A 19869-nucleotide genomic window follows, 5' to 3' on the forward strand; every position below is an offset into this window, starting at 1 on the left:
GAGGATTACCTTTCATAAAGGAGAAATGTATATGTGGTTACCACTTCTCGCGCTTATTTTAGGCGTCGTGATAGGGTTATTATCGAATGTATCGATTCCTGCAGAATACACCAATTATTTATCCATTTCTATTTTAGCTGCATTTGATACACTTTTTGGTGGAATTCGTGCACAATTGGAGAAAAATTTTGATACACTAGTATTTGTATCAGGTTTTTTCTTTAATATTATTTTAGCTGCAGGCTTAGCTTTTCTTGGTGTTCATCTTGGTGTAGACTTATATTTGGCAGCAGTTTTTGCATTTGGTGTTCGATTATTTCAAAATATTGCTGTTATTAGACGGATATTATTAGTAAAATGGAGAATAACAAGAAAAAAATAAAGGGAACGATTCTTTCGTTGAAGAAGTATTCTAATAGTTTAGAAAATGAAAAATCCCTAAGTGAATTCATAATAGATAACTAATTTTTAAGGGAGGTGTCAGGGGTGAAATCGAGTGGAATATATGTAGGTCTTGATATCGGGACATCTAGTGTAAAAGTCATTGTCGGGGAAATGATTGATAAATCTTTAAATATTATCGGCGTTGGGACTTCCGAAACGTATGGAATACGCAAAGGAGTCGTTGTAGACATTGATGAAGTAGTTCAATCTATTCAAGAAGCGGTTACAGAAGCCGAAAATATGGTTGGGATTAAAATTAATCAAGTCCTACTAGGAATCCCTAGTCATCAAGTTCAAATTCATCCTTGTAACGGTGTCGTAACAGTAGCTAATGAAGATCGTGAAATTACTGATCATGAAATAGACCGGGTAATTGATGCAGCGCAATCTGTCATTATTCCACCGGATCAAGAAATGGTTAATCTTTTGCCTCATGATTTTATTTTAGATGGATATAAAGTTACAGACCCAAGAGGAATGATCGGGGTAAGATTAGAATTAGAAGCATCTTTAATCACGGGGCCAATGACCTTGATTTATAATTTAATTCGTTGTGTAGAAAAAGCAGGATTACAAATTAATGATGTATGTTTGCAATCCGTAGCGAGTGGTTCTGTCGCCTTATCGAAAGATGAAAAAGATTTAGGGGTAGCACTTGTTGATTTAGGAGCTGGTACAACAACTGTTTCTGTCTTTGAGCATGGCATTCTTCAACATTCGGTGTTATTATCCATTGGTGGGGAAAATATTTCAAAAGATCTATCTATTGTGTTAAGAACAAGTTTAGAAGATGCGGAAAAAGTAAAATTAGAATATGGATATGCTCATCCAGCATACGTATCGGATGAAGAAACATTTACGATACCTATTATCGGAAGTGATGAATATGGTGAATTTTCACACCGATTTGTTGCTGAAATTATTGAACCGCGCGTAGAAGAAATTTTTCTAATGGTAAAAGAAACATTAGTGGAATTAGGCTATGAAGACTTAGCGGGCGGAATCGTTTTAACAGGAGGGGCATCTTCTCTTCCGGGAATTTTAGAAGTGGCGAAACGATTAATACATTCAAATGTTCGAATAGCTATCCCAGATTACATAGGCGTTCGTGATCCTAAATTCACAACAAGTGTTGGGATTATTCAATTTATGGACGAACAATATGAAATTTTAGGTGTGGAACCTTCTGAATTTCCACTAGAAGAAATAAAAGCGGATCGGCAAGAATATGCAGAAGAACCTGCCCCGAAAAACTCAAAAGTAAAATTGCCGAAACCGCCTAAAAAAGAAGAAGAAACAATTTCTAATAAAGTGAAAAGAATTATCGGCATGCTATTTGATTGAAAAATAAAAGAATAAGTTTAAGAAATGGTAGGGAGGAAAAGGTCATGTTGGAGTTTGATACAAATGAACCAATTGCAACGATAAAAGTTATTGGAGTTGGCGGAGGCGGAAATAATGCCGTTAATCGAATGATTGAACACGGTGTTCAAGGGGTTGAATTTATTGCTGTCAATACGGATTCACAAGCGTTAAACTTGTCAAAAGCATCAACAAAATTGCAAATTGGTGAAAAATTAACGCGCGGACTTGGCGCAGGAGCAAATCCTGAAGTAGGAAAAAAAGCAGCAGAAGAGAGTAAAGAACAAATTCAAGAAGCTCTAAAAGGAGCGGATATGGTATTTGTTACAGCGGGAATGGGTGGAGGAACAGGCACAGGTGCTGCTCCGGTAATAGCAGAAACAGCCCGTGAATTAGGAGCTTTAACAGTAGGTGTAGTGACGCGTCCTTTTACATTTGAAGGAAGAAAACGTCAAGGACAAGCTGCTAATGGAATTATGGACTTAAAAGAAAAAGTAGATACATTAATTGTGATTCCAAATGATCGTCTATTAGAAATAGTGGATAAAAATACGCCAATGCTTGAAGCATTCCGTGAAGCAGATAATGTTTTAAGACAAGGTGTTCAAGGCATTTCTGATTTAATTGCTGTCCCTGGTTTAATTAACCTTGACTTTGCAGACGTGAAAACGATTATGTCCGACCGTGGTTCTGCGTTAATGGGAATTGGGATTGCAACTGGCGAAAACCGTGCAGCAGAGGCTGCGAAAAAAGCGATTTCTTCCCCATTACTTGAAACAAGTATTGATGGAGCACAAGGTGTGTTAATGAACATCACGGGTGGTATGAATTTAAGTTTATTTGAAGTAAACGAGGCTGCAGAAATTGTAGCGTCTGCAGCGGATCAAGATGTCAATATGATTTTCGGTTCTGTTATTAATGAGGATTTAAAAGACGAAATTATCGTTACGGTTATTGCAACAGGATTCGACGATCAAGCTATTTTAAATCCAACGAGCCAAATCGGGAAAGGTGTTTCACAAAAGCATGTTCGTCCAACACAACAAACTGGAAATCAAGCTCCACAAGCAACACAATCAGCGGATAAAATTATTTCACAACAAGAACAAGAAATCCAACGAGTAACACCAGTAAGCAATGATGAATTAGATGTACCAGCATTTATTCGCAATCGTAATCGCTCTCGTTCTTAAATTTTTTTGAAATATTTTGAAAAGAATTATATTAAGTCATTAAGTAAAAAGAAGTTAACATTCTTCATAGAGAATGATTAGCTTCTTTTTTTTCCTCATTAATGGGCAGTAAACCCTCGCTACCAGAGGAAAAAAGACGCTTCTTCCATCGAGCGCCTTATTATTCTGTCGGTAAGCAAGCGCCCTCCGCTTTTTTATAATCCAGCTCTGGGCGCTATAGGCTCGAGTCATAAGTTGTATGGCTCCATGAGGAAAGATTGCCTCATTCCGCCCTCCATCTTATGCTTGTCGCCTATAAGCAAGCGCCCTCCGCTTTTTTTGCATTCTTAGATAAAAATAGTTGTTTTTCGCACTGTTAATCCGACAGACATTTTGTTTGAGGACTTGTATACTCTAGTTAAAACGATAGAGACAGGTGATTATTGGTTGACCGTTTATTTGGATATGTTGTACGTGTTAAATGTATTAATTGATTATTTGCTTTTAACATTAACTGCTCGCATTTTAAACATTCCATATAAAAAGCGACGTATTTTATTAGCTGCATGTGTTGGAGGATTGATTGTGATTTTTTTATTTACACCGATGGCATCTTTTTTTTATCATCCACTTTTTAAAATCTGCCTATCATTTATGATGGTGTATATTGCTTTTTCTTATACGTCAATAGGTCGCTTTTTACATCATGTTCTTACCTTTTATTTCATGACATTTATTGTTGGGGGAGGGATGATTGCACTTCATTTTTTATTGCAAACGGAATTTCAATTGGTAGATGGAATCTTTCAAACGAAAACAAGTGGAATGGGAAATCCAGTAAGTTGGTTATTTGTATGCATATCATTCCCTTTATTATACATCTTCTCCAAAAAAAGAATGAACTTATTATCGTTTCAGATTGGGAGAACAAAGCAAATGGTAGATGTATCAATTACCATCGAAGAAAAGCAATTAGAATGTAGAGGATTGATTGATACAGGTAATCAGTTATACGACCCGTTGACGAATAAGCCAGTTTTGATTCTCTCAAAAAAGGCAGTTGAAACATTATTTACACCAATAAGTGTCTCTTTGTTAAAAAATCAGTCATGGCAAGAATTAATCGAACATAGTCCTTATGCGTTGCGTTTCATTCCTTATACGGTCATTGGAAAAGAAACACAATTATTACCTATAACGAAACCAACTCATCTATTGATTGATGGTCAATTTGTAGATGGATACATAGGCTTAACACACATTCAACTTTCGGAAGCAAATGAATTTCTTTGTATTGTCCATCCAAAAATGATGCAAGAAGTAGGGTAAGGGGGAGAAAGTCCGTGAGAATGATACCGATAAAATGGTCATTATTAATAAATAAAGTGATGAGAAAGTTTCACATGACTTCGAAAGAAATATATTATATTGGTGGTCATGAAGCACTACCACCACCACTTTCAAAAGAAGAAGAAGCAAATTTATTGCAATTATTACCAAATGGTGATGAGAAAGTACGAAGTGTTCTCATTGAAAGAAATTTACGGTTAGTTGTCTACATTGCAAGGAAATTTGAAAATACAGGTATTCATATTGAAGATTTAATTAGCATTGGAACGATTGGATTAATTAAAGCGGTGAATACATTTAATCCAGAAAAAAAGATTAAATTGGCTACCTATGCTTCTAGATGTATTGAAAACGAAATTTTAATGTATTTACGTCGAAATAATAAACGAAAATCAGAAGTGTCGTTTGATGAACCATTAAATATTGATTGGGATGGAAATGAATTGTTACTTTCTGATGTATTGGGGACAGATAATGATTTAACGACACGCGATTTAGAAGCAAATGTGGAAAAGAAATTATTGAACATAGCGTTATATTCCTTAACAGAACGAGAAAAGCAAATTATGGAAATGCGTTTTGGCCTAAAAGATGGACAAGAAAAGACACAAAAAGATGTCGCTGATTTATTAGGAATATCGCAATCGTATATATCTAGATTAGAAAAGCGAATTATTAAACGATTGCGGAAAGAATTTAATAAAATGGTGTAGTGAATATTTCCCCTCCCGAATGTAGATACTTTAAAAGACATCAATTCCCATTGGGAGGGATAGCGTTGAGCCGACATAAAGTTGAAATTTGTGGGGTAGATACTTCTACTCTTCCAGTTTTAAAAAATGAAGTGATGCGGGAGTTATTTCGGAATATGCAAAACGGAGATACCTTCGCGAGGGAAGAATTAGTGTATGGAAATCTTCGACTTGTATTAAGCGTTATTCAACGATTTAATCATCGCGGTGAAAATGTAGACGACCTGTTCCAAGTAGGATGCATTGGGTTAATGAAATCAATTGATAATTTTGACCTAAGTCATAATGTTAGGTTTTCTACTTATGCTGTTCCGATGATTATCGGAGAAATTAGAAGGTATCTTCGGGATAATAATCCTATCCGTGTATCGAGGTCGCTTCGGGATATTGCTTACAAGGCGTTGCAAGTAAGAGACAAGCTCATGAAAAGTAACTCGAAAGAACCGACACCAGAAGAAATTGCAAAAGAATTAGATATCCCGCATGAAGAAATTGTGTTTGCGATGGATGCAATTCAAGACCCTGTTTCATTATTTGAACCGATTTATAATGATGGTGGCGATCCTATTTATGTCATGGATCAAGTAAGTGATGATAAGCATCTTGATGAAACTTGGGTAGAGGAAATTGCTTTAAAAGAAGCGATGCATCGATTAGAAGAAAGAGAAAAAATGATTGTAACGAAACGTTTTTTTCAAGGAAAAACACAAATGGAAGTAGCGGATGAAATTGGTATTTCGCAAGCGCAAGTATCAAGACTTGAAAAAAATGCGATTAAACAAATGAATAAAAGTATTGTAGATCGGTTTGGGTAAACCAAACCTTTTTTTTATGTCTGAATGAAGTTGGGAAACATATACATAAAGTAAAAAGTAAGGTGGGGGTACGATGATTAAAATTTCAAACCTTCAAACAAAAGATGTGATAAATGTTTTAGATGGCAAGAAAGTAGGGTATATAATTGACTTAGATATAGATGTGGATACAGGTAAAATTAATGCTTTTATTTTAGAACCAAATGCATCGGTTTTTAAACGTTTTAAAAAAGAAGAATGGACGGTTTTATGGGAGCAAGTTGAAAAATTCGGTTCTGATGTTATTTTAGTTCGTTTAGAGCGCCCGGTTCAGGAAAATATCGCAAAAAACGACTGAATCATCATGACGTTCGTTCGTTGGTATGATAAAATAATGAAATAAAGATGTAAAAAAGGGTGAATCTTGTTGACTGGAGAAATATTTCAAAAAAAGAACACACATTTTTTATCCATTGCTTCTTGGGAACGCCCAGGTCTTATTGCCGGATTTACGACTCGATGTGGAGGAGTAAGTCAAGCACCTTTTTCTTCATTAAATGTAGGATTACATGTTGGAGATAACCCAGAAGATGTGGTAAAAAATCGAATGATTGTAGCAAATAGTCTCACAACGGATTTGTCTCACTATGTTTTTTGCGAACAAACACACGATGCCACGATTAAAAAAGTAACACCAGCAGATTGTGGAAAAGGAGCATTTGATTATGCAACTGCATTAAAAGCAACAGATGGTGTGTATACAAATGAGAAGGATGTTTTTTTAGCACTCGGATTTGCAGATTGTGTACCAATTTTCTTTTTTGCTCCGAATCATCAATTAGTTGGATTAGTTCATGCTGGTTGGCGAGGAACTGTATTAAAAATTGCGCCAAAGATGGTACATACATGGCACACAGAAGAAAATGTTCCGCTTGAGGACATACAAGTTGTCATTGGACCTTCTGTTGATGTAGCAGATTATGTAGTGGATGATGTTGTCATACAAAAGGTAGAAGAAGTACTGGGAAAAATCGCTACTTCTACGTATGAAGAAATAACAACCGGTCAATATCGTTTAGATTTAAAAAAGGTAAATGTAGAATTGTTAAAACAAGCAGGACTTTCGACAAATTCTATGGAAGTGACTACGTATGCAACGAGAGACCAATCGCTCTTTTTTTCGCATCGTCTTGAAAAAGGACAAACGGGTCGCATGTGCGCGATTATCGGTTGGAAAGGCGGAGAATAAAGGGATATGTTTGTAGCTCAAAATTTAGAAATCATTCAAAAAAATATAGACAAATCATGTAAAAAAGCAGGACGAGATCCGAAAAATATACACATTATTGCCGTCACAAAATATGTTTCAATTGAACGAGCACAAGAAGCGGTAGATGCTGGCATTACACATCTTGGTGAAAATTATACAGATGGATTTAAAGCGAAGTATGAAGCGCTCGGAGAAGATGTAACGTGGCATTTTATCGGAACACTGCAAACGAGAAAAGTAAAAGACATCATTGATGATGTTGATTATATCCATTCGCTCGATCGAATCAGCTTAGCAAAAGAAATAAACAAACGAGCAACGAAAAAAATAAAATGTTTCGTACAAGTAAATGTATCAGAAGAGGAAACGAAGCATGGTTTATCGATAGAGGAAGTAGAAGCATTTTTGACAGAAATAGACGCACTTGAACATGTACAAGTTGTCGGATTTATGACAATGGCTCCTTATGTTGATGATGAAGCAAAAATTCGAACTGTGTTTCAAACGCTCCAGGAATTACGCGATGACGTACAAGGAAAATTTCCGCACCTTTCACTAACAGAATTATCGATGGGGATGAGCAATGACTATCAGATTGCGGTAGAAGAAGGTGCAACGTTTGTTCGAATCGGCTCTTCACTCGTAGGAAACGAACGATAAAGGAGGAAGAAAAGTGGGACTAAAAACAAAGTTTAAAAATTTCTTTGAATTAGATGAAGATGATCAAACATATGATGAGCCACAAAAAGAAGTGGTGTATGAAGAAATTTACGATGAATACGAAGAAGAAGTGACACAAGTTCAACCGAAAAAACGAACTAGAAATGCAATCGAAAACAATGCACCACAAAATATCGTAAATCTTCAAAGTATTCAACAAAAGAAAGTAAAAGTCGTATTATGCGAACCGCGTATTTATGCAGAAGCACAAGAAATTGCTGATCATATTCGTAGCCACCGAGCAGTTGTTATTAACTTGCAACGAGTATCGAATGATCAAGCACGCAGAATTGTCGACTTTTTAAGTGGAACTGTATATGCTTTAGATGGAGATATTCAAAAACTAGGGATGAATACGTTTTTGTGCACACCAGAAAATGTAAATATCACTGGTTCTATCTCTGAAATACTTGATAACAAGAGGTGAATATAGCGTTGGTCATGACAATTGCTAGTATCGTTGCATTATTAATTCGAATCTATACATGGATCATTATCATTTACATTTTAATGTCATGGATTCCGAATGCACGAGGAAGCCAATTTGGAATGGTATTAGAAGAAATTTGCGAACCATTTCTGGCACCGTTCCGAAAAATTATTCCTCCAATTGGTGGTATGTTAGATATTTCGCCAATTATTGCAATTATTGCACTTAACTTAGCGCAAGCAGGTGTATTTGCAATTGCAAATTTATTTTCATAAGTTTAGGTGAAGAAATTTGAATCTTTTTCAACATTTTAGAGAAGAAGAACGTAGCTTTGTCGAAAAGGTGTTAGATGATAAAGCGTATGTGGAAAATCAATATGCACCGAAATTAACGGATTTTCTTGATCCTAGAGAACAACAAATTGTACAAACAATTGTCGGCCAAAAAGACGGAAATTTCGTCCGTTTTTTTGGTGGACATAAAGATAGTGAGCGAAAACGAGCTCTTCTATATCCAGAATATTTTCTTCCGACAGAAACGGATTTCGAAGTTGTATTGTATGAAATACATTATCCGCATAAATTTGTTACCTTAACGCATCGTTCTGTTCTCGGCTCGTTAGTAGGATCAGGGTTAAAGCGTGAAAAATTTGGAGATATTTTAATAGCAGATAAACGTGTCCAATTGTTTGTGACGGAAGATATATCTCAGTACGTGCAAACAAACGTGACGTCGATAGGGAAAACTAGTGTTACGTTGAAATCAACCCCACTTGCGGATGTGATTACTTCTTCAGAACAGTGGATTCAACAATTTTGTACGGTTAGTTCTTTGCGATTAGATGTTATTTTATCGGAAATCTACCATTTATCGAGACAAAAAGTATTACCATACATAAAAAATGGGTATGTAAAAGTGAACCATAAAGTAATGGATAAACCGTCTTTCCTTTGTGAAGAGGGGGATGTTTTTTCTTTACGGGGGCATGGAAGAAGTAAATTCATGGCGTTAGAAGGAAAAACAAAAAAAGATAGATTAAAACTACAAATAGGTATTTTAAAATAGATAAGAGAGGTGGATGTTGATGGCGTTAACACCGTTAGATATTCATAATAAAGAATTTAACCGTGGTTTTAGAGGGTACGTAGAAGATGAAGTAAATGAGTTTTTAAATCAAGTCATTAAAGATTATGAGATTCTTATTCGTGAAAAGAAAGATTTAGAGAAAAAAGTAGAAGAATTAGAAGAAAAAATGACTTACTTCTCTAATATTGAGGAAACGTTAAATAAGTCTATTTTAGTGGCACAAGAAACAGCGGAAGAAGTAAAACGAAATGCCAATAAAGAAGCGCAACTTATTATGAAAGAAGCAGAAAAAAATGCGGACCGGATTATTAATGAAGCGTTATCTCGTTCTAGTAAAATGGCGGTAGAAGTAGAAGAATTAAAGAAACAAGCAAAAGTATATCGGACGCGTTTTAAAATGTTAATAGAAGCACAATTAGAGTTATTAAAAAATGATGATTGGGAAGAACTTGTGCATTCGTTTGATGGGGAGTATGTGGAAGAATAAACACACCTTGACGAATGAGCAATTATTTCTTATAATTCTAAAAAAATGACCTTTGTAAAAGCGAAGATAGGGAGAGTACTTTTTATTAAAACGTTTCAAGCGAGTTAGGGATAGTGGAAGCCTAATAAACGGAGTAAAAAGGAAAATCACCCTTGAGCTCAGCTAGTGAAAAAAGTAATTAGCTGCGTATTGTTCACGTTACGAATAAAAGTGGATAAATGATTCGTCATTTGTCTAGTAGGGTGGTACCGCGGGTAACCTTCTCGTCCCTTTTGTGCGAGAAGGTTTTTTTATGTTTAGAAACGATTATAATATAAAGGAGCAGTGGAACATGAATTATAAAGACACATTAAATATGCCGAAAACGGATTTTCCAATGCGCGGGAATTTACCGAAACGCGAACCTGAAATGCAAGCAAAATGGGAAACGGAAGACATGTATGCCCAAGTACAAAAAAGAACAGAAGGGCGACCTTTATTTATCCTTCACGATGGCCCTCCATATGCAAATGGTGATATTCATATGGGACATGCATTAAACAAAATTATTAAAGATATGATTGTTCGTTTTAAATCGATGACAGGTTATCATGCACCATATGTTCCAGGGTGGGATACACACGGTCTTCCTATTGAAACGGCATTAACGAAAAATAAAAAAGTTGATCGTAAAAAAATGAGTGTATCTGAATTTCGTACATTATGTGAAGCATACGCGTATGAACAAATCGATCGTCAACGGGATCAATTTAAACGCCTAGGTGTACGTGGGGATTGGGCTAATCCGTACATCACCTTAACAAAAGGATTTGAAGCGGAACAAATTAAAGTATTTGGAGAAATGGCGAAAAAAGGATATATTTATAAAGGAAAAAAACCAGTATACTGGTCTCCTTCTTCGGAATCAGCATTGGCAGAAGCAGAAATCGAATACCAAGATAAACGCTCACCATCTATTTATGTTGCTTTTCCAGTTGTAGATGGAAAAGGTGTATTAGAAAACGACGAAAAAGTAATCATTTGGACAACAACACCTTGGACAATTCCAGCCAACCTAGGAATTGCTGTACATCCTAATTTAGAATATAGCGTTGTTCAAGTAAATGATGCGAAATATGTAGTAGCAAGTGAATTATTAGCACAAGTGGCAGAATTCATTGGATGGGAATCATACGAAGTTGTTCGGACACATAAAGGAACAGATTTTGAACATATCATTTGTAAACATCCGTTCTATGATCGCGATTCTCTTGTCATGTTAGGAGAACATGTGACAACGGATGCAGGTACTGGTTGTGTTCATACAGCACCAGGACACGGGGAAGATGACTTTAACATCGGGAAAAAATATGGTTTAGATGTATTATGTCCAGTTGATGATCAAGGTAAAATGACAAAAGAAGCACCTGGTTTTGAAGGATTATTTTATGATGATGCAAATAAAGCAGTAACAGAAAAATTAGAAGAAGTAGGAGCGTTATTAAAATTAACGTTTATTACCCACTCTTATCCACATGATTGGCGTACGAAAAAACCAGTTATTTTCCGTGCTACTGCTCAATGGTTTGCTTCTATTAAAGATTTCCGTGATGATATTTTACGCGCGATTAAAGAAGTAAACTGGGTACCTGCATGGGGAGAAACTCGTCTTTATAATATGATTAAAGACCGGGAAGATTGGTGTATTTCTCGTCAACGTGCATGGGGTGTACCAATTCCGGTATTTTACGGAGAAGACGGTGAGCCAATTATTACAAGTGAAACAATTGAACACGTGTCTAACTTATTCCGTGAACACGGTTCGAATGTATGGTTTGAACGAGAAGCAAAAGACTTATTACCAGAAGGATTTACTTCTCCGCATAGTCCGAATGGTATTTTTACAAAAGAAACGGACATTATGGACGTTTGGTTTGACTCTGGTTCTTCTCACCAAGGAGTACTAGTAGAACGAGAAGAATTACGTCGTCCAGCAGACCTTTATTTAGAAGGTAGTGACCAATATCGTGGTTGGTTCAACTCTTCCTTATCAACAGCGGTTGCTGTAACAGGGGAGGCTCCTTATAAAGGCGTATTAAGCCATGGGTTTGCTTTAGACGGAAACGGCCGAAAAATGAGTAAATCATTAGGAAATGTCGTAGTGCCAAACAAAGTAATGGAACAACTAGGTGGAGATATTTTACGTCTATGGGTAGCGAGTGTGGATTATCAAGCAGACGTACGTGTTTCAGATAAAATTTTAAAACAAGTAGCAGAAGTATATCGTAAAATCCGTAACACATTCCGTTTCTTATTAGGAAACTTAGATGATTTCCAACCGGAAACAGATAAACGTTCTTACGAAAATCTTCAAGAAGTAGACCGGTATATGTTGGTACGCTTAAATGAGGTCGTAGAAAAAGTACGTAATGGTTATGAAAACTATGATTTTTCTTCTGTATATCAAACGATTCATAATTTCTGTACGATTGATTTAAGTTCATTCTACTTAGACTTTACGAAAGATATTTTATATATCGAATTGAAAGATAATGAAAAACGTCGCTCTATCCAATCTGTCATGTATGAAATGATTGTTGCACTTGCAAAATTAGTATCACCTATTTTACCTCATACGGCAGAAGAGGTTTGGGGATACATTCCAGGAGAAAAAGAAGCATCTTTCGTACAATTAACAGATATGCCAGAAGTAAAAGTGTATGATGAAGCAGCTTCATTAAAAGAAAAATGGACGAAATTCCTTGTGTTCCGAGATGAAGTATTAAAAGCGTTAGAAAACAAACGAAACGAAAAAGTGATTGGAAAATCATTAACGGCACAACTTGCATTGTATCCAACAAAAGAAACGAAAGAACTGTTAGATACAATCGATGATTTACGTATTTTACTTATCGTAAGTGCGCTAGAAATCAAAGGATTAAAAGAAGACGCACCAGCGGAAGCAGAAAGTTTTGATCATACAGCTGTGGTTGTACAACCAGCAGAGGGCGAAACATGTGAACGTTGCTGGATTGTTTCTACAACGGTTGGAGATAATGCAGAACATCCAACACTATGTTCTCATTGCGGAGAGATTGTTTCTATTTTAGAAGCAAAATAATATATGGTACAATAGGAAAAAGGAAGTGAAGAGTCACTTCCTTTTTCTAGGTTTTATTTCAATGAGAGGTGTGAAAAAGTGAGGTATTATTTCTTAGCTTTGTTGATGATTTTACTCGATCAAGGAACAAAATGGTTGATTGTTAGTAAAATGCAATACGGAGAAAGTATAAAAATGATTCAAGATTTTATATATATCACTTCTCACCGAAATCGAGGAGCGGCATTTGGTATTTTACAAGGAAAAATGTGGTTGTTTTTTATTATTACTGCGGTTGTTGTCGTGGCAGTTATTTTTTATTTGCAAAAGTATGGACGAAAAGAGCCACTTTTAGGAACGTCTTTAGCGTTGATTCTAGGCGGGGCGATTGGAAACTTTATTGATCGTCTATTTCGCGGGGAAGTCGTGGATTTTATTGATGTCAAAATCTTTTCATACGATTATCCAATTTTTAATATTGCAGATAGTGCATTAGTGATTGGGGTAATCTTAATGATTATCTATACTATACGAGATGGAAGAGAACAGAAGGAGACTTTTTAAGATGATAGAATTTACATTAACCGTGCAAGAAGAAGGTGTCGGAGAGCGGATAGATAAATGGTTAGCTCTTCAAAATGAAGATTGGACACGGTCGCAAATTCAAGATTGGATTAAACATAACCGAGTGACTGTAAATAGAGCTTCGGTGAAAGGAAATTATCGTCTAAAACTAGACGATGAAGTGAAAATCGAAGTAGAAGAACCGCAACCATTAGATATTCCAGCTGAAAATATTCCAGTGGATATTATTTATGAAGATAAAGACGTGGTCGTTGTGAATAAACCACGTGGCATGGTTGTACACCCCGCACCTGGTCATGGTACTGGAACGTTAGTGAATGCGTTGCTGTATCAATGTGACCATTTATCAGGGATTAATGGGGTAATGCGCCCAGGTATCGTACATCGAATTGATAAAGATACATCAGGAGTTTTAGTCGTTGCCAAAAACGACCGAGCACATCTTTCCTTATCTGAACAGTTACAAAAGAAAATTACATTACGGAAATATGTAGCAATTGTACATGGAGTTATTCCACATGAATTAGGAACGATAGATGCCCCAATTGGTCGGGATACACAAGACCGAAAAAAAATGGCAGTAACGACGGAAAATAGTAAAGAAGCAGTCACACATTTTACAGTGTTAGAACGTTTTCAAAATTATACGTTAGTTGAATGCCAATTAGAAACAGGTCGAACGCATCAAATTCGCGTGCATATGAAATATATTCATCATCCTGTTGCAGGGGATCCGAAATATGGTCCGAAAAAAACATTGCCGATTACCGGACAAGCATTACATGCACAAACACTAGGATTTTACCACCCTACAACGCAAGAGTGGATGGAGTTTTCTGCACCAATTCCAAAAGACATGGAAGATGTTTTAAAAAATTTGCAAAAGACAGTTGACACTAACGACAAACTCTGACATAATAATCAACAGAAAAACAAAATATGCTTCCTTTAACATAAGTCCCGTGAGGCTTAGAAGGAGAAAACGAACATGCATAATAGAAGAAGTGTACCTATTTTTGCTTACGCGTGCTAACCCTCTTGCCAATCGGTGGGAGGGTTTTTTAAATGCCTACTCGGAGGTGAAAGAATGAAACAAAAAGCAGTAATTATGGATGAAAAAGCAATCGGTCGTGCGTTGACGAGAATTAGTCATGAAATCATTGAAAAAAATAAAGGAATTGAAAACTGTGTGTTAGTAGGAATTAAAACACGTGGAATTTATATTGCACAGCGATTAGCAGAGCGAATTGAAAAAATTGAAGGCTCCAAAGTTCCAGTAGGTGAAGTAGATATTACGTTATATCGCGATGATGTTTTAAAAAAGGAAAGCAACAATGAACCTTTATTTGAAGGCATATTCGTCGAAACAGATTTAAATGAAAAAATTGTCGTGTTAGTAGACGATGTATTATATACTGGTCGAACGGTTCGGGCAGCAATGGATGCCATTATGGATCGAGGAAGACCATCGAAAATTGAACTTGCCGTTTTAATTGACCGAGGTCATCGGGAATTGCCGATTAGCCCTGATTTTGTAGGGAAAAATGTTCCGACAGCTCGGATGGAAAATGTGTTAGTAGAATTAAAAGAAGTAGATCAAGAAGATCAAGTAAGTATTCAAGAAAACATATCCCTTTAAACGCGGTCCAGAGAGGCTGCAAAGGATGGAATCGCTTGAGTTTACTTTCGTTTGCACAAAAAAGAGAAGAATTTTTCATCTTTTTAGCATACAGGAAGAACGATTCGACTCCCCCTTTGTTGACGAAGGGGGAGTTTTTTTATAGTCATCTTAGAGGAGGAAAAACAATGGGAATCAAACCAAATTTAGATGTTCACGAAAGGCCTAAACTACTGCATTGGATTTCCTTAAGCTTACAACATTTATTTGCTATGTTCGGTGCAACTATACTTGTTCCATTTTTAATAGGCCTAGACCCAGCGGTAGCTTTAATTTCAAGCGGGGTCGGAACGATTACGTATTTAATTGTCACAAAAGGACAAATTCCAGCATACCTCGGTTCGTCTTTTGCTTTTATTTCGCCAATCATATTGGCAAAGCAAGCAGGCGGGATACAATCAGTAATGCTTGGAGCATTTATAGTCGGATTAGTGTATGGAATTGTGGCGCTCGTTATTTATAAAGTAGGATTTAATTGGATTATGAAATTATTACCGCCAGTTGTGGTCGGACCAGTCATTATGGTAATTGGATTAGGGCTAGCAAATACCGCAGTTGGGATGGCGATGAACCACCCCGACACAGGGAAATATAGTATGACTCATTTTTCAGTCGCACTTGTTACTTTAACAGCCGTTATGATTGCGACAATGTTCTTTCGTGGATTTTTATCACTTGTCCCAATTTTAATTGGAATTATCGTTGGATATATTTTTGCTTATGCAAAAGGATTGGTTGACTTTACGAAAGTAAAAGAAACACCATGGTTTTCCATTCCAGATTTTCATATTCCATTTGTAACGTACAGCCCTGATTTTCAATGGGGAGTTGCCCTTGCGCTTGTTCCTATCGCAGCGGTGACGATGACTGAACATATTGGGCATCAAATGGTATTAAAAGAAGTTATCGGTCGAAACATATTAGAAAAGCCAGGTCTTCATCGCTCGATGCTTGGGGACGGTCTTGCCACGATGTTTGCTTCGCTAATCGGTGGACCACCAGCAACGACATATGGAGAAAATATCGGTGTTTTAGCGATTACGAGAGTATTTAGTGTGTATGTATTGTTCGGTGCAGGATTGATTGCGATAACGTTTGGATTTGTTGGTAAAATTACCGCATTAATTTCTACAATTCCGACGAGTGTGATGGGGGGAGTATCCATCTTGTTATTCGGAATTATTGCTTCTCAAGGTATTCGGACGATGATTGAACACAAAGTTGATTTTAGCGAAAAACGAAATTTAGTGATTACAGCGGTTATTTTAGTGTTAGGGATTGGGGGAGCATATTTAGAGCTTCCTGGAAACTTTCAATTATCCGGAATGGCATTAGCAACATTAGTCGGAATCATTTTAAATCTTGTCTTACCAAAACAAGAAGGGGGAAATAAATAATGAATCATTTGTTGACGATGGCAGAATTACCAATAAAAGAAGTAACGGAATTATTAGACGATGCAGAACGATTTTCAAAAGGAGAAATCGATAAAGTTTCGGAACAAACGTTTATTGCCAACTTATTTTTTGAACCGAGTACACGCACAAGAAATAGTTTCGAAGTGGCGGAAAAAAAGCTAGGACTCGATGTGTTAAACATCCATACAGATGCTTCAAGCGTACAAAAAGGCGAAACACTTTATGACACGATTAGAGCGCTTGAAGAGATTGGCATCCAAGCAGTAGTCATTCGTCATTTTGAAGATGATTATTTTGAACCGTTACGTCACATGGTTCATATCCCCATCTTAAATGCAGGAGATGGTTGTGGAAATCATCCGACGCAATCGCTTCTTGATCTTTTAACGATTCGCCAAGAGTTTGGTCAATTTAAAGGATTAAAAGTAGTCATTGCAGGGGATTTAACACATAGTAGGGTTGCAAAATCTAATGCAAACATTTTATCTAGATTAGGCGCAGAGTTAATTTTTACAGGACCAAAAGAGTGGTTTGAAAATAATGGAGACTTTTCAGTTGGGACATATCTTCCGATGGATGAAGCAGTGAAAGAAGCAGATGTGATGATGCTCTTACGGATTCAACACGAAAGACATGAGCATTTAATGGAAATGTCGAAAGCAGAATATCATCACATGTATGGGCTGACAGAAGAACGATACAACCAATTGAAGGATTATTGTATTATCATGCACCCAGGCCCTGTAAACCGAGATGTAGAACTTGCTTCATCTTTAGTAGAATCTAAAAAGTCACGTATTTTTAAACAAATTCATAACGGTGTATTCGTCCGAATGGCTGCGATCAAACGGGCATTACAACGATAACAAGGAGGCATATCAATGGGTATTTTATTGAAAAATGGTGTGATCTTAAATGAGTCAGGTGATTTGGTGCAAGCGTCTGTTTTAGTAGAAGACGGGAAAATTGCAAAAATTGCTCCGACGTTAGAAGAAGCAACACACGAAGTAATCGATGTCGAAGGAAAGTTGATTAGCCCAGGGTTTGTCGATTTACATATTCATTTACGTGAACCTGGCGGAGAGCATAAAGAAACGATTGCAACAGGAACACTCGCTGCAGCAAAAGGTGGTTTCACAACGGTAGCAGCAATGCCGAACACTCGTCCAGTGCCAGATACAAAAGAGCAATTACAATGGCTGAACGAACGTGTTAAAGAAACAGGTCATGTACGCGTTCTTCCATACGCTTCTATTACAGTAAGAGAAGCAGGAAAAGAATTAACAAACTTTAAAGAGCTAAAAGAAGCAGGAGCATTTGCTTTTACAGATGATGGTGTTGGGGTACAAGAAGCAAAAATGATGTATGAAGCAATGCAACAAGCAAGCGGGTTAGACATGGCGATTGTCGCACATTGTGAAGATAACTCACTTATTTATAAAGGATGCGTACACGAAGGAATATTTAGTAAAAAACAAGGACTAAACGGAATTCCTTCAATTTGTGAATCGGTACAAATTGCACGCGATGTGTTGTTAGCAGAAGCAGCAAATGTGCACTATCACGTTTGTCATATTAGTACAAAAGAATCGGTACGTGTGGTGCGAGATGCTAAAAAAGCAGGGATTCGCGTAACATGTGAAGTAACACCACATCACTTATTGCTATCAGACCTAGACATTCCAGGAAACGATGCAAATTATAAAATGAATCCACCGCTTCGTAGCATTGAAGATAAACAGGCGTTGATTGTGGGATTATTAGATGGAACGATTGATTTTATTGCAACGGATCATGCGCCACATACTGCAGAAGAAAAAGCAGAAGGAATGGAATTGGCACCGTTTGGAATCGTTGGATTAGAAACAGCTTTCCCACTTTTATATACAAATTTTGTGAAAACAGGCATCATCACATTAAAGCAACTGATTGATTATTTAGCAATAAAACCAGCAGAAACATTTAACTTACCATATGGAACATTAGCAGAAGGTAGCATTGCAGATATTACTGTGATTGACTTAAAGCATGAAGAAGAAATTGATGCAAATTCATTTGTATCAAAAGGTAAAAATACACCATTCAATGGCTGGAAATGTGCTGGCTGGCCAGTACTTACAATCGTAGATGGAAAAACGGTTTGGACGAAGGAGTGAAGAAAATGAAAAGACAATTAATTTTAGAAGATGGCTCATTTTTTGTAGGAGAAGCATTTGGTAGTTCAACAGAAGTGACAGGTGAAGTGATTTTTTCAACAGGCATGACAGGATACCAAGAAACGATTACAAATCCGGGAGCATTAGGAACGATTGTTACATTTACGTATCCGCTAATTGGAAATTACGGGATCAATCGTGATGACTTTGAAGCAATTAAGCCTTGGGTACAAGGAGTTGTCGTAAAAGAAGTTTGTACACATCCTTCTAATTTCCGTTCTGAAAAAACATTAGATGAGTATTTAAAAGAATACGACATTCCAGGAATTGCAAATATTGATACACGTAAATTAACGAGACTTATTCGCGACAAAGGGACATTAAAAGGACGCATTTGCTCAGCAGATGTTTCAGTGGAAGAAGTAGTAGAAGAATTAAAAGCAACGAACTTACCAACAGATCAAGTAAAACAAGTGTCTACAAAAGACCCTTACGTTTCACCAGGACGAGGACATCGAGTAGTGATGGTGGATTATGGAATGAAACACGGATTATTACGCGAGTTAATCAAACGTCAATGTGATATCGTTGTTGTCCCATATGATACAACAGCAGAAGAAATTTTACGCTTATCACCAGATGGGATCCTTTTAAGTAACGGACCAGGGAATCCAAAAGATATTCAAGATTCTATCGAAGCAGTAAAAGCATTATTAGGAAAAGTACCTGTATTCGGCATCGGACTTGGCCATCAAGTGCTTGCCTTAGCAGCAGGTGCAGATACAGAAAAAATGAAGCATGGTCATAACGGCGGAAATGCGGTGAAAGTAGTAGCAACAGGAAAAGTAGATATTACATCACAAGCACACGGATATGTGGTGACAACCAACTCTGTAACGAAAACAGATTTAGAAGTTACGCATGTTTCTTTAAATGATGAAACGATTGAAGGGCTTCGTCATACGAAATACCCAGCATTTTCTGTACAATTCCATCCAGAAGCGTCACCAGGAGCGGAAGACGCAAACGGCGTGTTCGACCAGTTCATCACACTCATCGAAAATACAAAGAAAGAGGGAATGTAAA

Annotated in this window: 21 protein-coding genes and 1 other annotated feature; all 21 genes read left to right on the forward strand. The window is 36.8% G+C overall.

Annotated elements, in window-relative coordinates; genetic code table 11:
- Positions 1-31 precede the first annotated feature (31 nt).
- The 21 genes from BN1372_RS05115 to BN1372_RS05215 all read left to right on the forward strand — a co-directional run bounded on the left by BN1372_RS05115 (position 32) and on the right by BN1372_RS05215 (position 19868).
- Positions 32-382: a small basic family protein gene (locus tag BN1372_RS05115; protein ID WP_062197776.1), complete on the forward strand. Its 351-nt coding sequence runs from the start codon at positions 32-34 to the stop codon at positions 380-382.
- Positions 383-486: 104 nt separating this feature from the next.
- On the forward strand, positions 487-1788 hold the full coding sequence (ftsA, locus tag BN1372_RS05120; RefSeq protein ID WP_062197777.1) for a cell division protein FtsA: 1302 nt from the start codon (positions 487-489) through the stop codon (positions 1786-1788).
- Between the two features lie 44 nt (positions 1789-1832).
- Positions 1833-2999, forward strand: coding sequence for a cell division protein FtsZ (gene ftsZ, locus BN1372_RS05125; protein WP_062197778.1), 1167 nt, complete (start codon positions 1833-1835; stop codon positions 2997-2999).
- Between the two features lie 426 nt (positions 3000-3425).
- The gene (gene spoIIGA / locus BN1372_RS05130) at positions 3426-4307 is read left to right on the forward strand and encodes a sigma-E processing peptidase SpoIIGA (RefSeq protein WP_062197779.1); all 882 of its coding nucleotides are present in this window, start codon (positions 3426-3428) and stop codon (positions 4305-4307) included.
- A 20-nt stretch (positions 4308-4327) separates the two neighbouring features.
- Positions 4328-5041 carry an RNA polymerase sporulation sigma factor SigE gene (gene sigE / locus BN1372_RS05135; RefSeq protein WP_062201111.1) on the forward strand — a complete coding sequence of 238 codons (714 nt, stop codon included), beginning with the start codon at positions 4328-4330 and terminating at the stop codon, positions 5039-5041.
- Entirely contained in the window at positions 5041-5895 is an 855-nt protein-coding gene (gene sigG, locus BN1372_RS05140) for an RNA polymerase sporulation sigma factor SigG (protein WP_407656437.1), read from the forward strand. The genes sigE and sigG overlap by 1 nt, the downstream gene beginning before the upstream one ends.
- 73 nt (positions 5896-5968) lie before the next feature.
- On the forward strand, positions 5969-6232 hold the full coding sequence (locus tag BN1372_RS05145) for a YlmC/YmxH family sporulation protein (protein WP_062197781.1): 264 nt from the start codon (positions 5969-5971) through the stop codon (positions 6230-6232).
- Between the two features lie 69 nt (positions 6233-6301).
- On the forward strand, positions 6302-7123 hold the full coding sequence (pgeF, locus tag BN1372_RS05150; protein WP_082418956.1) for a peptidoglycan editing factor PgeF: 822 nt from the start codon (positions 6302-6304) through the stop codon (positions 7121-7123).
- Positions 7124-7129: 6 nt separating this feature from the next.
- Positions 7130-7804: a YggS family pyridoxal phosphate-dependent enzyme gene (locus tag BN1372_RS05155; protein WP_062197782.1), complete on the forward strand. Its 675-nt coding sequence runs from the start codon at positions 7130-7132 to the stop codon at positions 7802-7804.
- Between the two features lie 13 nt (positions 7805-7817).
- A complete protein-coding gene (locus tag BN1372_RS05160; protein ID WP_062197783.1) occupies positions 7818-8291 on the forward strand; it encodes a cell division protein SepF in 474 nt (157 codons plus the stop codon).
- A gap of 14 nt (positions 8292-8305) precedes the next feature.
- A complete protein-coding gene (locus BN1372_RS05165) occupies positions 8306-8569 on the forward strand; it encodes a YggT family protein (protein ID WP_062201118.1) in 264 nt (87 codons plus the stop codon).
- Between the two features lie 16 nt (positions 8570-8585).
- Positions 8586-9359: a YlmH family RNA-binding protein gene (locus tag BN1372_RS05170; RefSeq protein WP_062197784.1), complete on the forward strand. Its 774-nt coding sequence runs from the start codon at positions 8586-8588 to the stop codon at positions 9357-9359.
- Between the two features lie 19 nt (positions 9360-9378).
- Complete coding sequence (locus BN1372_RS05175; RefSeq protein WP_062197785.1) at positions 9379-9867, forward strand: DivIVA domain-containing protein; 489 nt, start codon at positions 9379-9381, stop codon at positions 9865-9867.
- A 54-nt stretch (positions 9868-9921) separates the two neighbouring features.
- Positions 9922-10141: a binding site (T-box leader), on the forward strand.
- A 57-nt stretch (positions 10142-10198) separates the two neighbouring features.
- Positions 10199-12967 carry an isoleucine--tRNA ligase gene (gene ileS, locus BN1372_RS05180; protein WP_062197786.1) on the forward strand — a complete coding sequence of 923 codons (2769 nt, stop codon included), beginning with the start codon at positions 10199-10201 and terminating at the stop codon, positions 12965-12967.
- Positions 12968-13072: 105 nt separating this feature from the next.
- Complete coding sequence (lspA, locus tag BN1372_RS05185) at positions 13073-13510, forward strand: signal peptidase II (RefSeq protein ID WP_407656471.1); 438 nt, start codon at positions 13073-13075, stop codon at positions 13508-13510.
- A 1-nt stretch (position 13511) separates the two neighbouring features.
- Positions 13512-14444, forward strand: coding sequence for an RluA family pseudouridine synthase (locus tag BN1372_RS05190; protein ID WP_062197788.1), 933 nt, complete (start codon positions 13512-13514; stop codon positions 14442-14444).
- A gap of 174 nt (positions 14445-14618) precedes the next feature.
- Positions 14619-15170 (forward strand): bifunctional pyr operon transcriptional regulator/uracil phosphoribosyltransferase PyrR, encoded by a 552-nt coding sequence (pyrR, locus tag BN1372_RS05195; protein WP_062197789.1) that lies wholly within the window; start codon positions 14619-14621, stop codon positions 15168-15170.
- 167 nt (positions 15171-15337) lie between these two features.
- Positions 15338-16606: a solute carrier family 23 protein gene (locus BN1372_RS05200; RefSeq protein ID WP_062197790.1), complete on the forward strand. Its 1269-nt coding sequence runs from the start codon at positions 15338-15340 to the stop codon at positions 16604-16606.
- A complete protein-coding gene (locus tag BN1372_RS05205; RefSeq protein ID WP_062197791.1) occupies positions 16606-17493 on the forward strand; it encodes an aspartate carbamoyltransferase catalytic subunit in 888 nt (295 codons plus the stop codon). Before BN1372_RS05200 ends, BN1372_RS05205 begins: the two co-directional genes overlap by 1 nt.
- A gap of 15 nt (positions 17494-17508) precedes the next feature.
- Positions 17509-18783 carry a dihydroorotase gene (locus BN1372_RS05210; RefSeq protein ID WP_062197792.1) on the forward strand — a complete coding sequence of 425 codons (1275 nt, stop codon included), beginning with the start codon at positions 17509-17511 and terminating at the stop codon, positions 18781-18783.
- Positions 18784-18788: 5 nt separating this feature from the next.
- Positions 18789-19868, forward strand: a complete 1080-nt coding sequence (locus tag BN1372_RS05215; protein WP_062197793.1) for a carbamoyl phosphate synthase small subunit — start codon at positions 18789-18791, stop codon at positions 19866-19868.
- Position 19869: the final 1 nt, after the last annotated feature.

Origin of the sequence: Massilibacterium senegalense (assembly GCF_001375675.1) — a bacterium.
GTDB classification, from domain to species: Bacteria; Bacillota; Bacilli; order Bacillales; family Massilibacteriaceae; genus Massilibacterium; species Massilibacterium senegalense.

Bases quoted from the DNA above. Each gene is read 5' to 3' on its own strand.
- lspA (WP_407656471.1), top strand. From the start codon at position 13,073: ATGATTTTACTCGATCAAGGAACAAAATGGTTGATTGTTAGTAAAATG.
- ftsZ (WP_062197778.1), top strand. From the start codon at position 1,833: ATGTTGGAGTTTGATACAAATGAACCAATTGCAACGATAAAAGTTATT.
- BN1372_RS05115 (WP_062197776.1), top strand. From the start codon at position 32: ATGTGGTTACCACTTCTCGCGCTTATTTTAGGCGTCGTGATAGGGTTA.
- BN1372_RS05175 (WP_062197785.1), top strand. From the start codon at position 9,379: ATGGCGTTAACACCGTTAGATATTCATAATAAAGAATTTAACCGTGGT.
- BN1372_RS05210 (WP_062197792.1), top strand. From the start codon at position 17,509: ATGGGTATTTTATTGAAAAATGGTGTGATCTTAAATGAGTCAGGTGAT.
- BN1372_RS05165 (WP_062201118.1), top strand. From the start codon at position 8,306: ATGACAATTGCTAGTATCGTTGCATTATTAATTCGAATCTATACATGG.
- BN1372_RS05205 (WP_062197791.1), top strand. From the start codon at position 16,606: ATGAATCATTTGTTGACGATGGCAGAATTACCAATAAAAGAAGTAACG.
- ileS (WP_062197786.1), top strand. From the start codon at position 10,199: ATGAATTATAAAGACACATTAAATATGCCGAAAACGGATTTTCCAATG.
- BN1372_RS05145 (WP_062197781.1), top strand. From the start codon at position 5,969: ATGATTAAAATTTCAAACCTTCAAACAAAAGATGTGATAAATGTTTTA.
- BN1372_RS05200 (WP_062197790.1), top strand. From the start codon at position 15,338: ATGGGAATCAAACCAAATTTAGATGTTCACGAAAGGCCTAAACTACTG.
- sigE (WP_062201111.1), top strand. From the start codon at position 4,328: ATGATACCGATAAAATGGTCATTATTAATAAATAAAGTGATGAGAAAG.
- pyrR (WP_062197789.1), top strand. From the start codon at position 14,619: ATGAAACAAAAAGCAGTAATTATGGATGAAAAAGCAATCGGTCGTGCG.
- BN1372_RS05155 (WP_062197782.1), top strand. From the start codon at position 7,130: ATGTTTGTAGCTCAAAATTTAGAAATCATTCAAAAAAATATAGACAAA.
- BN1372_RS05215 (WP_062197793.1), top strand. From the start codon at position 18,789: ATGAAAAGACAATTAATTTTAGAAGATGGCTCATTTTTTGTAGGAGAA.
- BN1372_RS05190 (WP_062197788.1), top strand. From the start codon at position 13,512: ATGATAGAATTTACATTAACCGTGCAAGAAGAAGGTGTCGGAGAGCGG.